Below are 14,394 nucleotides of genomic sequence, written 5' to 3'. Positions count from 1 at the left end.
ATAAGTAATATAAGGGAATATAACTATGCTATTCGTTAATAAAAATGGGTTAGTGGATGCGGAACGTATTATCGTCAGACGTTTCAGCACGATAGAGCGTGGCAAACTGGACAAAGTAAATGGGATTATCGTACATCAGACCGGAGGATCGACAGCAGAAAGCTCTTTTAACAGTTATAAAAACACAGGTGCAAATGGTGCACATTTTCTGATAGATAAAGACGGTACTATTTACCAGACAGCTTCAGTCTTTAAAATTACTTATCATGTCGGCAATATAAGATCCAGATGCTACATGGAAAAGAAATGCAAACCTTCGGAAATTTCCAAAATAAAGCCATTACTGAATAAATATAAGCAGCTCTCTCGTTTAGAACAGAAAAAGCCATATCCAGAAAGATACCCTGCTAACTTTGATTCTCTGGGCATAGAAATAGTTGGAAAACCTGTTTCAGGTGAAGACCAGGATGCTATTTATGAAAAGATCAATGATGCCCAAAACAGTTCATTGAAATGGCTTGTAGCTGAACTTTCTGACACATTAAAAGTATCGATGACTGAAATTTTCAGACATCCTGAAGTATCATATAAAGTTAAGACAGAAGCGGGTACAGCACAATGGTGAAAAAAATTTTCGTCATGCTGTTTGTGTTTTTTACTATAAATATAGCTTTTGCAGGACATATGGCGACCCGAAAAATCACAGGCATTAAAATTGATGAAACGGGAAAAACCGAAGATGAATCAGGAAATGTCAAAAATGGCTGCCTGGCATTTAAAATAACAGAGCGAGACGTGACGGATTTTTTTTCTGAGGCGTATCCGGTGCCTTTAAGTTTTAATGTACATGATCGTTATTCACCCTGTTATGCTAAAGGGACTATTGAATTTAGCAACAACACCCGTGGTAAATGGAAAATATTCTCCAGTGGAGGAGGAACACTACGATGGGACACTGGTGATGTAGTAACTTTATTTTATAATGATTATAAATGGACAGATCCTTTCGAAGGAACATACACGTCTGATGACGAGCTTGATTAACAATCAAAATCTGCTCCCAACCATTAAGGTACACGCCTGACTGGCGTACCTTATTTACTGGGTGTTTCAACTTTTACAGCGCAATCTGACCGGGCTGGAAAAGGGTGCCGGGTAACAAAATTTTGGCGGTTCCGGCGTAACTCTTGGTAATGAGCGGACATCAATGCCGTTTTCTGCATCTTTGTGGAAGCAATCTGTCCCCGGATCGGGCACGCCGTCTACAATCTGAAGCGGCCATTTACTGGCCGCTTTTTTACCGGTCAAAGTCGCTTATTTCACTTCAGTCAGCTTCTCAATATCCACGCTGCCCTGCTGTTCAGCGTCGTTTTTACGCACTTTCGCCACGTCGCTGGCGCTAACCTGCTCTTTGGCCGTATTGCCCCAGCTGGTGCGGATAAAGTTCACCACGTCGGCGACCTGCTGGTCGTTCAGCCGCCAGCCGAAAGCCGGCATGGTGATGGCAGAAGGGGCACCCTTCACGCCCGGTAGCGTCGCGCCGCTGATAACGATATGGATAAGCGAGGTTGGATCTTCCGCCAGCACCACAGGATTGCCGCTCAGCTGCGGGAAGAAGCGCTTATAGCCGCTGCCGTCCGTTTTATGGCAGGCCGCGCAGCTGTCGACGTACACCGACGCGCCCGGTTTGCTGTCGTCGCCCTTCCACAGCGCCTTCGCTACCTTGTCATCCGGCGTAAAGCCGACCTGATTTAAGTCTTTCGCGCCCAGGGATTTCAGATAGCGCGCAATGGCGGTGATATCTTCGTCGCTTAAATGCTGCAAACTGTGCTGCACCACTTCGGTCATGCCGCCAAAGGCCGCGGTACGATCGTTGCGGCCATAGCGCAGGAACTGCGTCAGATCGTCTTCACTCCAGCGGCCCAGTCCGTCACGGCTGTCGCCGCGCAGGTTGTTGGCGGTAAAGCCGTCAATCGGCGAGCTGCTGCCGGAAAGGTAGTCGCTGCCTTCGCCGTCGTTCAACGCTTTTTCCTGCATGGTCAGGCTACGCGGGGTATGACAGGCGCCGCAGTGGCCCAGGCCTTCCACCAGATACTGACCGCGAGCCAGCACCGCATCCTGCCCTTTAATCGCCTGGAAAGCTTTTACGTCCGGTGCAAACAGCCCGCGCCAGATCGACAGCGGCCAGCGCATCGACAGCGGCCAAGGAATGTCGCTTTTCCTGTTTTCGGCCTCAACCGGCTTCACGCCATGCATAAAGTAGGCGTAAAGCGCGTGCATATCCTCATCGTTAACCACAGCATAGGAAGGATAAGGCATCGCCGGATAGAGCGTGTCGCCGTTCTTCGCTACGCCGTGGCGTACCGCTTTCTGAAAGTCGTCATAGCTGTAATCGCCAATGCCGGTTTTCTTATCGGGCGTGATGTTGGTGGAGTAAATCTTGCCGATGGGCGTCGCCATCGCCAGCCCGCCAGCAAAAGATTCGCCACCCATTTTGGTATGGCAGGCCACGCAGTCGCCCGCGCGCGCCAGATACTCGCCGCGCTTGATCAGATCGGCGCCGTTATCCTCCGCCGCCGCAACAAAGGTGGTCATACCCAGCATCAGAGCCGGGATCAGCATTTTCATCATGGTCATCCTTACGCCTGCACCAACGGACCTGGACTTGGAAGGTACTGTTCACGAATCGCTTTCGCTGACCAGTAGGTCAACGCCGCCACCATGCCGGTCGGGTTGTAGCCCAGACCCTGCGGGAAGGCGGACGCGCCCGGAACAAACACGTTCGGCACATCCCAGCTTTGCAGATAGCGGTTAACCGCGCTGGTTTTCGGATCTTCGCCCATGATCGCGCCGCCGTTCATATGCGTGGTCTGATACACGGTGGTGTCGAAATGCGTGCCCGGCATTTTCGGCGCGCCGCTGATCAGTTTCGGGTTCATCGCTTCGGCGATTTTGTGCATCCGGCCATGCATAAACTGCGACATTTTGATGTCGTTTTCCTGCCAGTCAAAGGTCATACGCAGCAGCGGCTGGCCGAAAGCATCCTTGTAGTTCGGATCCAGATCCAGATAGTTGTTGCGATAGGACTGGTGCGCGCCGTGCGCGTCCATCGAGACATGATGCGTATAGTGATCGGCGACCGCCGCTTTCCACTTGCTGCCCCAGCCTGGCGTGCCCGGCGGCGTCGGCAGGCCGGAGATCGGCTTCACGCCCGCCTGGTTAACCCAGAACGGCGAGCCGCCGACAAAGCCATATTTGCCGTGGTCGAAGTTATCCGCGTTGAAGTCGTCCACGCCCACGCCCGCGCCGCCCGCGCCGATAAAGTTGTTGGTAAAGACGTCTTTATCAAAGAAGGCCTTGATGGTGGAAATATTCTGATAGGCAAAGTTACGGCCTACGGTGCCTTCGTTAGTGACCGGATCGTAAGGCTTGCCGATGCCGGACAGCAGCATCAGGTGCACGTTATGGAACTGGAAGGCGGACAGGATCACCAGGTCGGCGGGCTGCTCGATCTGGCGGCCAAGCGCATCGACATAGGTCACGCCGGTAGCGCGCTTTTTGTCGTCGGTCAGGTTGACGCGCAGCACGTTGGCGTTTTCGCGCAGCTCAAACTTCGCTTCCTGACGTAGCGCAGGCAGCACGTTAACGTTCGGCGACGCTTTGGAATACATATAGCAGGCGTAGCCGCTGCAATAGCCGCAGAAGTTGCACGGCCCCATCTGCGCGCCGTAGGTGTTGGTGTACGGGCCGGAAGTATTGGCGGAAGGCAGATCGTAAGGATGATAGCCAACGGATTCAGCGGCCTGCGCGAACAGCTGCGCGGAGAAGGTTCGCTTCTGCGCGGGCAGCGGGAACTTGTCGGAGCGATCCGGCGCGAACGGGTTGCCGCGTCCCTGCTGGCCGACGACTTTGCCCTTAACGCGCCATTCCGAGCCGGAGGTGCCAAACACTTTTTCGGCCTTATCAAAAAACGGCTCCAGCTCGTCATAGGTGACGCCGAAATCCTGAATGGTCATGCCCTCAGGAATAAACTTTTTGCCGTAGCGCTCTTCATAGTGGCTGCGCATCCGCAGCTCGATCGGATCGACGCGGAAATGCACGCCTGACCAGTGCAGGCCCGCGCCGCCGGTGCCGGTGCCGGGTAAAAACGCGGCAAGCTGGCGATAGGGCTGCGCGGTCTGCGCCGAGTTATGGCGGATGGTCACGGTGCTTTTGGAGAGATCCTGGAACAGCTTTTTACGGATGTTATAGGTCAGCTCATCAATAACCTGCGGATACGCGCCGTCAGGATAGGTGTCGCGATGCGGGCCACGCTCCAGCGCAACCACGTTCAGGCCCGCTTCGGTCAGCTCTTTCGCCATGATCGATCCCGCCCAGCCGAAGCCTACGATCACCGCATCTACTTTTTTCATTACGTTTGCCATGCTTATGCTCTTTCCCCACGAATCGACACCGGCGGGAACGGATAGCGCTCGCCCCGTTCAACCCAGTCCATAAAATCAGCGCGCGCGCCCGGAAAGCCGATCAGCTTCCAGCCGACCATATTCTGATTGCCGCCATGCACAGGATCGCTGAAGAAGCCTTCGCGCGTGTTCTGTAACAGGAAAGAGAAGAAAACCTTAGCCGGAACCTGTTTGAATTCGGCTTTGCCGGCTTCAAAGGCCTGTAGCAATGCGTCCTGCTGGTCGTGGCTCAGGTCGGCGAACGCTTTGCCGTGCTGCGCTTTGGCGAAAGCATCCGCGTCCGCCAGGCCCAGGCGGTAAATATCGCGCGGGATCAGCGGGTACTGATAGCCCAGCTCTTTGTCGGCATCGGGATGGAAAGGTCCCTGCATATACCAGTTGGAACCGGTCGCGTAAGGCGTGTTCATCTGACGATCGATATATTCCGGCACGCCCGCTTCCAGCGCGCCGGGGCCGCGTTCGTCGGCAGGGATCAGGCGCGCCACGGCCGCCTTAATAAAAGCGTACTCTTCCGGGGTAAACCAGGTGGGCTGGTAATCGCGGGCCTGCTGCGGCCCTGCAGGCTCGGGCGCGGCTACGGCTGCGGCTGCGGCTGGCGCGGTTAACGCGCCCAGGCCCGTGCTGCCAATCGCCACGGCGGGCGCAAGCGTAATGGTTCTCAGCAGAAAGTCCCTGCGGGAGCTTCCGATCGTTTCTTTTGACATGACATTGCCTTTTAAAATGGCCTGGTTGTTCGGCTGTAAGCATTCGTGATGGGAGACCCGCTAGCCTGTTTTTTTATAAAAATCGGGCGCTAGCGTGATCTGAATCAATGTTACCGGTAACAATTTATGGATTTTAACAGGAATCGGCGCAAAAAATTAGCGTAAATAAACAAAATGGCACAATTTCATTAACAACCAGGCAGGCGGAAAGAGAGAGGCACGTCACCAGAGAGGGCCAGCGCGCAGCAGAGCGTTATAAGGGATGAGCTATTGAAGAACGCGCGGCCGCAGCAGAACCAGCACGCAGCCTGACGTTGTAAGGGATGAGCTACTGAAGAACGCGCGGCCGCAGAAGGCCAGCTTGTCACATTGCGCGCGAATGATTTAGCCAAAGGCGCGCGCAAGGCCAGCGCGCAGCACGACGCCCTGGTGGATAAGCTACGCGGCGATCGTAGCCATAACGCTGTTCAGGATCGGGCCGCTAAGGGTGAACCTGGCCGTCGCGCTTTTCGTCCAGGCCAAACAGCTTCAGCCGCGTCTCCGACGGCTGCGGGCGGCCAAAATAATACCCCTGGAACAGCGTACAGCCTTCGATTTTCAGCTGCTCGAACTGCTCGCTGCTCTCCACCCCTTCCGCCGTGATTTGAATATCCAGGCTGCGGCTCATGCCCGTAATGGCCCGGATAATGGCCAGCGCCTCGCGGCTCTCTTTCATATCGTTGATAAACGACTTGTCGATTTTGATCTTATCGAACGGGAAAGAACGCAGATAGCTGAGCGACGAGTAGCCGGTGCCGAAGTCATCCAGCGCGATGCGCACGCCCAGCTTTTTCAGCTTTTGCAGAATGCGGATATTGACCAGGGTGTTGTCCAGCAGCACCGACTCCGTGATCTCCACTTCCAGCCGGTGCGGGGCCAGCCCGGAATCCTTCAGCGCCGCTTCCACTACCGACACCAGCGAACTGTTTTTAAACTGGAGCGGCGAAAGGTTGACCGCCACGCTCTGATGCGCCGGCCACTTCGCTGCCTCGCGGCAGGCTTCGTACAGCGCGAAGGCGCCCAGCGAGTGGATCAGCCCGGTTTCTTCCGCCACGGGAATAAAGTCCAGCGGCATAATCAGTCCCTGTTTCGGATGGTGCCAGCGCATCAGCGCTTCGTAGCTGATGATCTCCTGGCCCAGACTATCGGTAATCGGCTGGTAATACAGCTTGAGGTGGTGATGGGTCATTGCCTCGCGCAGATCGGTTTCAATCATGCGGCGCTTGCTGGCGGCTTCGCCCATTTCGCTGGAGAAATGCTCAAAGCGGTTGCGGCCGTTGCGTTTGGCTTCGTACAGCGCCATATCGGCACAGCGCAGCAGCTCGGCGGGGGTAGTCAGACCGCCTGCGACAATAGAAATGCCGATGCTCAGCCCTACCGTCAGGCTATGTCCGTCGACGTTGAAGGTCGGACGGATGGCCTCAATCAGTCTTTGCGCCACCGCTTCGGCTTCCTGTAAATGCGTCAGGCCTGGCAGTACGATAGAGAATTCATCGCCGCCGTTGCGCGCCAGCGTATCCTGTTCACGCAGCACGCCGCGCAAACGGCTGGCGACGGCGCGCAGCAGATCGTCGCCGACCTGATGGCCCAGCGCGTCGTTGACGTTCTTGAAGTTATCCAGATCCAGACAGAGCGCCGCCGTCTGTTTACCATTATCGAAATCGCAGCGCAGCGCCTCGTTCAGCCGCTGGCTGAACAGCACGCGGTTCGGCAGGCTGGTCAGGTTATCGTGATGCGCCATATGATGAATGCGCGCATCAGCCGCGCGCTGATCGGTAACGTCGTCAGCAATCAGCAGCACGTAGTTAGTATGGGCGTCGTTGCCGTTAATAATCGAGGCCGAAGCGTTGATGATCCGTTCGCCGCCACGGGTACGCAACAGCTGCTCGTTTTTATGCACGCCTTCATTGCGCTGTGCGGCGGTCGCCAGCTGGGAAAAATAGCCGCTCAGCTCTGAGGGCATGTAATCGTCCAGCCTTTTGCCGGCAAGCTCCTTCATTTTTACGCCCAGCAGCTGCTCCGCTTTGCTGTTCAGCAGCAGCACCTCGCGCGATACCACGTCTTCCACTATCACACAGCAGGGAATATTGCCGATAATGGTGTCGAGAAACTTCGACAGCGCGGCCATCTTATTGCTGTTCTGCTCTGCCAGATCTTTTGCCCGCAGGATCTGCTGTTCGTACTCGCGCAGTTCAGTGCAGTCGCGGGTAATTTTGGCAAAGCCAAGCAGGCGGCCTTCTTTAGTATGAATCGCTTCGATCACCACGTGCGCCCAGAAGGCGCTGCCGTCTTTGCGATAGCGCCAGCCCTGATCTTCAAAACGCCCAACGCTTTGCGCAATCGCCAGGTTTTTGTCGGGCAGGCAGGCAAAGCGATCCTGCGCGCTGTAAAAGCAGGAGAAGTGTTCGCCGACGATTTCCTCCGCCGTATAGCCTTTGGCGCGATGCGCGCCGGCATTCCAGTTCACCACATGGCCCTGGGGATCGAGCATATAGATGGCGTAGTCGGTGACGCCCTCCACCAGCAGACGGAACACCTGTTCCCTTTCGCGCTGTTCTTGCAGCACGCGCTGTTGTTCAGTGCAGTCGCGGGTGATTTTGGCGTAGCCGATTAGCCTGCCGTCGTCGTCGTGCACGGCGTCAATGACCACGTGCGCCCAGAAAGAGGTGCCGTCTTTACGATAGCGCCAGCCCTGCTCTTCGAATCGGCCGGTACGGTAGGCGGTTTTCAGGTTGGTTTCCGGGAGCTTAGCCAGCCGGTCTTGCGTGCTGTAAAAGCAGGAGAAGTGTTTGCCGACGATTTCTTCCGCCGTATAGCCTTTGGAACGCCTTGCGCCTTCGTTCCAGTTCACCACATAGCCGTCGGGATCGAGCATGTAGATGGCGTAATCGACCACGCCTTCGACCAGCAGACGGAATTTCTGCTCCTGGGCGCGCTGTTCGGCAAGCTGAGCCTGCTGTTCGGTGCAGTCGCGGGTAATTTTGGCGAAGCCGATTAGCCCGCCGTCGTCGTCGTGCACGGCGTCAATCACCACATGCGCCCAGAAAGCGCTGCCGTCTTTGCGGTAGCGCCAGCCTTCGGTTTCAAAACGTCCTTTTTCGCGGGCGATGGCCAGGCCGCGCTGCGGCAGACCTTTTTCTCTGTCTTCCGCACTGTAAAAACAGTCAAAATTTCTGCCGATAATTTCATCCGGCAGATAGCCTTTCGCCCGCTCCGCGCCCGCGTTCCAGTTGGCTACGGTGCCGTCAGGTTTCAGCATATAAATGGCGTAGCCGACCACGCTTTGCACCAGCAGTCGGTACATCACATCATTATTTTCGTTCATTTTCTTTCCGCCTGAGGGACGCTGCCCCGAAGAAGGCCTGGCCTGCAGATAAGCGGCTCTCCGCTGCAGGCCCGCCTTTTCTGAAGCAATCCCGCGCCGCTATTCCCTGTAAAACCTTGCTGCATCAGGCTCCGCTGCCTGAAAGTGCCTTATCGTTATCGGCCTCGTTTAAATAACATTCAGCATTTATTTTGCCGGGCCAGGGCGGGGAGGACTATGCAGGGTTGAACGCGTGGCTGCAACCCGCGATCGCTACAATCCCGGGATAAGATGTTTGCAGAATATTAAAATAATGGCCTGTAATTTATTAACGCTTCGCGACCGCTATTCACGTTAATGACTGGCGTAACGGAAACACTCGCCTGTTGCAAAGGCGGCGGTCAGACATCAGCGGATACAAAACCGGTAAGACCATTAACGAGTAATCGCGTTAGATGGTGGCCTTACCGTTCTGGAGTCGCTATGTTTAAATCCTTTTTCCCCCGCCCCGCGCTGTTCTTCAGCAGCGCCGCCGTCTGGTGCGCGATCGCCATTCTCGTCTGGTTTGCCGGCGGCAGGCAGTTTCTTACCTCATTCGCCCATGCCGGCCCGCTGCCAAATAACGCCTTGCGCTTTATCGCGCCTTCCGCCCTCGCTTTTTATCTTTATTATTTTGCGGCTTTCGCCCTGTTCGCCGGGTTCTGGCGCGTGTTCAGTCCGCATCCCTGGCAAAATTGGTCGGTAAACGGTTCGGCGCTGATTATTTTTGTGACCTGGTTTTCGGTGCAGATGAACGTTGCTATCAACGCCTGGTATGAGCCGTTTTACGATCTGATCCAGCGTGCGCTGACCCATCCCAATTCGGTACCGATCGCCACGCTTTATCAGCAGCTGATCGGCTTTCTCAGCATTGCGCTGATCGCCGTGCTGGTGGATGTGCTGAATATGTTCTTTATCAGCCACTATGTTTTCCGCTGGCGCACGGCGATGAACAACTATTATATGGCGCACTGGTCGCGGCTGCGCGGCATTGAAGGCGCGGCGCAGCGCGTGCAGGAAGACACCATGCGCTTCGCCTCGACGCTGGAGGATATGGGCGTCAGCCTGATTAACGCTGTTATGACGCTTATCGCTTTTTTGCCGGTGTTGATTGGGCTATCGGTGCATGTGAAAAACGTGCCGCTGCTGGGTGACCTGCCCTACGCGCTGGTGATTGCCGTGGTGCTCTGGTCGCTGCTGGGCACCGGGCTGCTGGCCGCCGTCGGCATCAGGCTACCGGGCCTGTCGTTTCGTAATCAGCGGGTGGAGGCGGGCTACCGTAAAGAACTGGTCTATGGCGAAGACGATCCCGCACGCGCCAGTCCGCCCACGGTGCAAAATTTGTTCGGGCTGATCCGTAAAAACTATTTCCGGCTCTACTTTCACTATCTCTATTTTAATATCGCCCGCTCGCTCTATTTGCAGCTGGACGCCGTTTTCGGCCTGGTGGTGCTGTTTCCTTCTATTGTCACCGCCGCCATTACCTTCGGGCTGCTCCAGCAGATCAATAACGTATTTGAACAGGTGCGCGGCGCCTTTCAGTATCTGGTTTATTCGTGGAGCACGCTGGTTGAGCTGTTGTCTATTTATAAACGTCTGCGGCTGTTTGAACAGGTACTGGACAGGGAAGCGGAGGGAGAGCTTTAACAGGGCGCGGAAGGAACCGCGCCCCGGAAGGGCCGCTTATTGTTGCGCGGCCAGCCTGGCGAAGACCTGCTCTACCGCGTAAGCGCCCGGATCCTTCACGCCGTGCAGGCTTTCCTGGTTAAGGTAAGAGGAGCGACCCGCCTGCGCTTTGCTCATCTGCGCCGTTTTTTCCGCGCCCGCTTTTGCCGCCTGCGCCGCCTCTTCTCTACTTTTACCCGCCGTCAGCGCGGCAAAGGCCGGATCCAGCGCGTCAATCATGGTGCGATCGCCCGGCCGCGCGCCGCCGTAGTGCTGCATCCGTTCCAGCCCGTAGCTCAGCGCCTGCGGCAGCGCCTCGCCTTCTTCCAGCTTCTGTCCGGCGGCGGTAAACATAATCGACATCAGCACGCCGCTGGATCCGCCCATCACCACCGCCAGCTCTTCGCCAATCAGCGTTAGCAGGTTTTCTGGCTCGTTCAGCGGCAGCCTGTTCGCTTCCAGCTCGGCGAGGATTTTTTTCGCCCCGGCGGCAAAGGTCGAGCCGGTGTCGCCATCGCCCACTTTGGCATCCAGCTGGTTAAGCTCGGTCTCCAGCTCTGCCAGCGTGCGGCAAACGGTAGCAACTATGGCGGCCGTTGATGCATTTTCCGAAGGCGCAAAATGCTGCTGCCGCGCAACTTTTTCGCCCTGGCGCGTATTAAGCGGCGCAGGCTTGCTCGCGGGCTGCCAGCCGCTGGCCTCAACCGGCGCCTGCAACGCTTCCGCCAGCGCGTCGGTCAGCAGCAGCGTCGACAGCGAAAAGCCTTTCATATCCAGCGCGCTAACCAGCGTCGCCGGGCCAATCAGCAGATCGACCTGTTTTCCCAGCGGCGAACGCAGCACCTCACGCGTCAGCACCGCCATTTCCAGCGAAGAGAATCCGCCCAGGTTATTGATTAACAGCGCCGTTTTTTTATTGTCCGGATTGTGCTCCGCCAGCTTCGCCGCCATCAGTGCAACGATCTCGCGGCTGTCCTGCGTTTTCAGCGTAGAGGCGCCCGGTTCGCCATGAATGCCCATGCCTAACTCGCTTTGGCCTTCTTTAACCCGCTCGTCCCGCTTTTCGCCGGGCACATGGCAGCTGCTGAAGGCCAGACCAAGGCTGGCGGTGGCGGCAATGGCTTCGTTGGCCGCTGCCATCACCTCCTCCAGCGATTTTCCGCTGGCGGCGGCGTAACCGGCGACTTTATGGATCAGCGCCGTACCGGCAATCCCGCGCGGCTGCGGATTATCCGGCAGCGCGATATCATCGGTCACCATCACCAGCTCGACCTTAAAGCCCAGCTTTTTGGCTTTTTCCGCCGCCAGGCCGAAGTTCAGCCGATCGCCCGTGTAGTTTTTAACGATCAGCAGGCAGCCTTTTTCACCCGTGACGTTGATGATAGCGCTGAGCACGGCTTCCACGCTCGGCGAGGCGAAGATATCGCCACAGACGGCCGCGGTCAGCATTCCTTTTCCGACAAAGCCCACGTGGGCCGGTTCATGCCCGGAGCCGCCGCCGGAAATCAGCGCTACGTCCTTTTTATCCCAGTCGTTACGCACCACCACCCGAATATCGGGGCCGGCGTCAAGCAGGCTAAGGCTGTGCCACGGGTTGCCGATCAGCGCGCCTTCAATGGCTTCACTGACCAAATCGCTTTTTTGATGCATGAAAAACTGACTCATAAATCTGTTTTCTCCTGGCTGAAAAGAGCGGACTGAGTCACTAACTGTAGTTGAATTCCTGCGGCGGCCGCGCAGGAAACAGGCAGGGCAAGGAGAAAAGCAGTAACTTAAAATGGACGTGATTTCCCTTTTTTCAGCAACAAACGTTGGTAAAAGCTAACGGAAAAACAACAGAATATTTTATATTTTTTATCACTTTTTGCCGTGGGAGAGTCGTTGCCCTTCTGGTCGGGCCTCTGCGTACCCGCCACAGGAAAACTCCGAATAACCGAAAAAAGTACCATGATTACTAAAGAATTTATTATTGCAAACCCCGGCATTATTCCTAATTGTTTCTCTGCGCTGGTTTTGAGATTGCAGTATATCAGTCAATTATTATACAGTTTTGGTTATCGTTCTGCGGCGTTGGGGAAAGCTTCTTTTATCCGACTAACGCTTTCCCCCCTTAACGCAGACGATCCCCCCTCTGTAGCAGGATAAGCTTCACCACGCCACCACCAGGGCGTTATGCGGAGCAGGTCGCAAGGCCTGCTCTTTTTTATCGCTGTTTTGGCTGTAAAAAGCCCGGAGGGGCAGCCCGCCTTAAAGCGTTATATCCGTGGAGAGAGCGTAAAACAGGCGTTGCCACCGCGTTTTCGGCCAGGCACCTGGGCAGGAGCATAAGGAAAGCGGGCGGGAATTGTGTTGTACCGTTTAAAAGTATACCGTTCAAAAGGCAGGCTCCGTCCGCTGCTCGCCAAAACGCGGCGCGACCGAAGCCTGCATCACCGTTAGCGGAACACGCTGATCGCTTCCACCAGACGGGTGGCCTGATGCGTCATTCGGCCAGCCGCCTGCGCGCCTTCTTCCACCCGCTCGGCGTTCTGATGGGTGATATTGTCCAGGTCTTCTACCGCCAGGCTGACTTCGCTCAGCGCCGTAGCCTGCTCGGCGGTGGCGGAACTGATCTGCGCAATCAGCGAGGTCACGTTCTGCACCTGAGAAACGATATCCTCCATGGTTTTGCCCGCGTCGTTAACGTGGACGCTGCCGGACTCCACCTTCAGCGCGCTGTTCTCCACCAGGCTTTTTATTTCGCTGGCGGCTTTGGCACTGCGCTGCGCCAGGCTGCGCACTTCTCCGGCCACCACGGCGAAGCCTTTGCCCTGCTCGCCCGCGCGTGCGGCTTCCACCGCAGCGTTTAGCGCCAGGATATTGGTCTGGAACGCGATCCCATCAATGACGCTGGTGATGTTGGCTATCTTCTTCGAACTGTCGGCAATTTCCGCCATCATGCCGACCATATCCTTCATCACCACGCCGCCTTTGGTCGCGGCATCGCGAGTGCTGGCGGAAAGCGTATTAACCTGCTGCGCCGTGTCGGTATTGCTTTTTACCGTGGCGGTCAGTTCATTCATGGTGGCAGCCGTTTGCTGGACGTTGGCCGCCGCCTGCTCCGTACGACGGCTCAGCTCGTTGTTGCCGTGCGCGATAGCATCGCTGGCGCTCATCACGTTGACCGCCTGGCCGCTGACGTCTTCCAACAGCCAGCGGAACATCAGCCCCAGCTGCCCGACCGCCCGCAGCGTGGTGCCGATTTCATCCACGCGATCCATCTGGTCGACCTGCTGGCAGGCGCCGGTCGCCACGCTCAGCGCCTGTTTGCACAGCCGCTCGACGGGACGGGAAACCTGCTGCTCAAGCCAGCTCGTGGCCAGCAGCAGCAGCACGGCCATGATGGCGCTGAATATCGCCAGCGACTGGCCCGGTAGCCCCAGCGCCCAGACGCCCGCCACGGAGAGCGGCCACAGCGCCAGCAGCGCAGAGCGAATGCGCCAGCGCAGCGGCATGGTTTTCAGCAGCGAGGCCCAGCGCAGCGCCCCGGTACGCACCAGCAGCCCTTTATGGAAGCGCCAGCCCTTACGCTTGCCTTCGCGAAATTCTTTATACAATTTTTCAGCCTGCGCGATCTCCTGCGCGGCGGGACGGGTGCGTACGGACATATGGCCCTGTATCTTACCGTTGCGCACGATCGGCACGGCATTGGCGCGTACCCAGTAGTGATCGCCGTTTTTACGACGGTTTTTCACCAGCGCGGACCAGGGTTCGCCCTGTTGCAGCGTCGCCCACATATCGGCAAACGCTTCCGGCGGCATATCAGGATGGCGCACTATATTGTGAGGCTGCCCGTTGATCTCTTCCGGCGTAAAGCCGCTGACTTTGATGAATACGTCGTTCGCGTAGGTGATATGGCTGCTGGCGTCGGTGGTTGACATCAGCGTGGCGTTCTCATCAAACGCAAATTCCTGCTGTGTTACGGGTTGATTGCTGCGCATGGCGTAAATCCTTGAAGCGGTGACCAGGATTGGGCTTTGAGTGGATAAATTATCATTCGTTATATTTTCGGCCCGTTCCGCCTGAACTTTAGTTGCTAAAGCTAAATTCCATGCAAAGGTTAAAAAACCGCAAAGCCTTACGGACAGCCATCTGGCGAGAAAAGAACCGGTTCCAGCCGCCCGCAAAACCCTGTCGACGA

Annotated in this window: 10 protein-coding genes; 4 read left to right on the top strand and 6 right to left on the bottom strand. The window is 56.5% G+C overall.

Features of this window, described 5'->3' with window-relative positions:
- Positions 1 to 25 precede the first annotated feature (25 nt).
- Complete coding sequence (locus tag ACVWZ0_RS02560) at positions 26 to 625, top strand: peptidoglycan recognition protein family protein (protein ID WP_253456032.1); 600 nt, start codon at positions 26 to 28, stop codon at positions 623 to 625.
- Positions 619 to 1,044: a hypothetical protein gene (locus ACVWZ0_RS02555; RefSeq protein ID WP_253456035.1), complete on the top strand. Its 426-nt coding sequence runs from the start codon at positions 619 to 621 to the stop codon at positions 1,042 to 1,044. Before ACVWZ0_RS02560 ends, ACVWZ0_RS02555 begins: the two co-directional genes overlap by 7 nt.
- Before the next feature lie 270 nt (positions 1,045 to 1,314).
- Here the strand turns inward: ACVWZ0_RS02555 and ACVWZ0_RS02550 are convergent, their stop codons facing one another.
- From ACVWZ0_RS02550 to ACVWZ0_RS02535, 4 genes are all read right to left on the bottom strand, one after another.
- The gene (locus ACVWZ0_RS02550) at positions 1,315 to 2,628 is read right to left on the bottom strand and encodes a c-type cytochrome (RefSeq protein WP_370734837.1); all 1,314 of its coding nucleotides are present in this window, start codon (positions 2,626 to 2,628) and stop codon (positions 1,315 to 1,317) included.
- An 11-nt stretch (positions 2,629 to 2,639) separates the two neighbouring features.
- Positions 2,640 to 4,424 (bottom strand): GMC family oxidoreductase, encoded by a 1,785-nt coding sequence (locus ACVWZ0_RS02545; RefSeq protein ID WP_253456038.1) that lies wholly within the window; start codon positions 4,422 to 4,424, stop codon positions 2,640 to 2,642.
- Between the two features lie 2 nt (positions 4,425 to 4,426).
- Entirely contained in the window at positions 4,427 to 5,167 is a 741-nt protein-coding gene (locus ACVWZ0_RS02540; protein ID WP_253456041.1) for a gluconate 2-dehydrogenase subunit 3 family protein, read from the bottom strand.
- Between the two features lie 481 nt (positions 5,168 to 5,648).
- Positions 5,649 to 8,531: a bifunctional diguanylate cyclase/phosphodiesterase gene (locus ACVWZ0_RS02535; RefSeq protein ID WP_253456044.1), complete on the bottom strand. Its 2,883-nt coding sequence runs from the start codon at positions 8,529 to 8,531 to the stop codon at positions 5,649 to 5,651.
- Positions 8,532 to 8,993: 462 nt separating this feature from the next.
- On the opposite strand from ACVWZ0_RS02535, the gene sbmA reads away from it, so the two are divergent.
- Positions 8,994 to 10,196: a peptide antibiotic transporter SbmA gene (sbmA, locus tag ACVWZ0_RS02530; protein ID WP_253456047.1), complete on the top strand. Its 1,203-nt coding sequence runs from the start codon at positions 8,994 to 8,996 to the stop codon at positions 10,194 to 10,196.
- Between the two features lie 36 nt (positions 10,197 to 10,232).
- On the opposite strand, the gene ACVWZ0_RS02525 is transcribed toward sbmA, so the two are convergent.
- Complete coding sequence (locus ACVWZ0_RS02525; RefSeq protein ID WP_253456050.1) at positions 10,233 to 11,879, bottom strand: dihydroxyacetone kinase subunit DhaK; 1,647 nt, start codon at positions 11,877 to 11,879, stop codon at positions 10,233 to 10,235.
- Between the two features lie 282 nt (positions 11,880 to 12,161).
- Between ACVWZ0_RS02525 and ACVWZ0_RS02520 the strand changes: the two genes are divergently transcribed.
- Complete coding sequence (locus ACVWZ0_RS02520; RefSeq protein WP_253456052.1) at positions 12,162 to 12,359, top strand: hypothetical protein; 198 nt, start codon at positions 12,162 to 12,164, stop codon at positions 12,357 to 12,359.
- A gap of 290 nt (positions 12,360 to 12,649) precedes the next feature.
- On the opposite strand, the gene ACVWZ0_RS02515 is transcribed toward ACVWZ0_RS02520, so the two are convergent.
- Positions 12,650 to 14,194, bottom strand: coding sequence for a methyl-accepting chemotaxis protein (locus ACVWZ0_RS02515; RefSeq protein ID WP_253456056.1), 1,545 nt, complete (start codon positions 14,192 to 14,194; stop codon positions 12,650 to 12,652).
- Positions 14,195 to 14,394: the final 200 nt, after the last annotated feature.

Source organism: Erwinia sp. TECH1 (assembly GCF_054057575.1).
Note: the sequence above shows the minus strand (reverse complement) of the source record. Positions and strands in the feature narration are given on the sequence as shown.

What these genes read in the sequence shown, in the direction of transcription:
- ACVWZ0_RS02545 (WP_253456038.1), bottom strand. Translation starts at nt 4,424, where the DNA reads ATGGCAAACGTAATGAAAAAAGTAGATGCGGTGATCGTAGGCTTCGGC.
- ACVWZ0_RS02520 (WP_253456052.1), top strand. Translation starts at nt 12,162, where the DNA reads ATGATTACTAAAGAATTTATTATTGCAAACCCCGGCATTATTCCTAAT.
- ACVWZ0_RS02525 (WP_253456050.1), bottom strand. Translation starts at nt 11,879, where the DNA reads ATGAGTCAGTTTTTCATGCATCAAAAAAGCGATTTGGTCAGTGAAGCC.
- ACVWZ0_RS02555 (WP_253456035.1), top strand. Translation starts at nt 619, where the DNA reads ATGGTGAAAAAAATTTTCGTCATGCTGTTTGTGTTTTTTACTATAAAT.
- sbmA (WP_253456047.1), top strand. Translation starts at nt 8,994, where the DNA reads ATGTTTAAATCCTTTTTCCCCCGCCCCGCGCTGTTCTTCAGCAGCGCC.
- ACVWZ0_RS02540 (WP_253456041.1), bottom strand. Translation starts at nt 5,167, where the DNA reads ATGTCAAAAGAAACGATCGGAAGCTCCCGCAGGGACTTTCTGCTGAGA.
- ACVWZ0_RS02550 (WP_370734837.1), bottom strand. Translation starts at nt 2,628, where the DNA reads ATGAAAATGCTGATCCCGGCTCTGATGCTGGGTATGACCACCTTTGTT.
- ACVWZ0_RS02560 (WP_253456032.1), top strand. Translation starts at nt 26, where the DNA reads ATGCTATTCGTTAATAAAAATGGGTTAGTGGATGCGGAACGTATTATC.
- ACVWZ0_RS02515 (WP_253456056.1), bottom strand. Translation starts at nt 14,194, where the DNA reads ATGCGCAGCAATCAACCCGTAACACAGCAGGAATTTGCGTTTGATGAG.
- ACVWZ0_RS02535 (WP_253456044.1), bottom strand. Translation starts at nt 8,531, where the DNA reads ATGAACGAAAATAATGATGTGATGTACCGACTGCTGGTGCAAAGCGTG.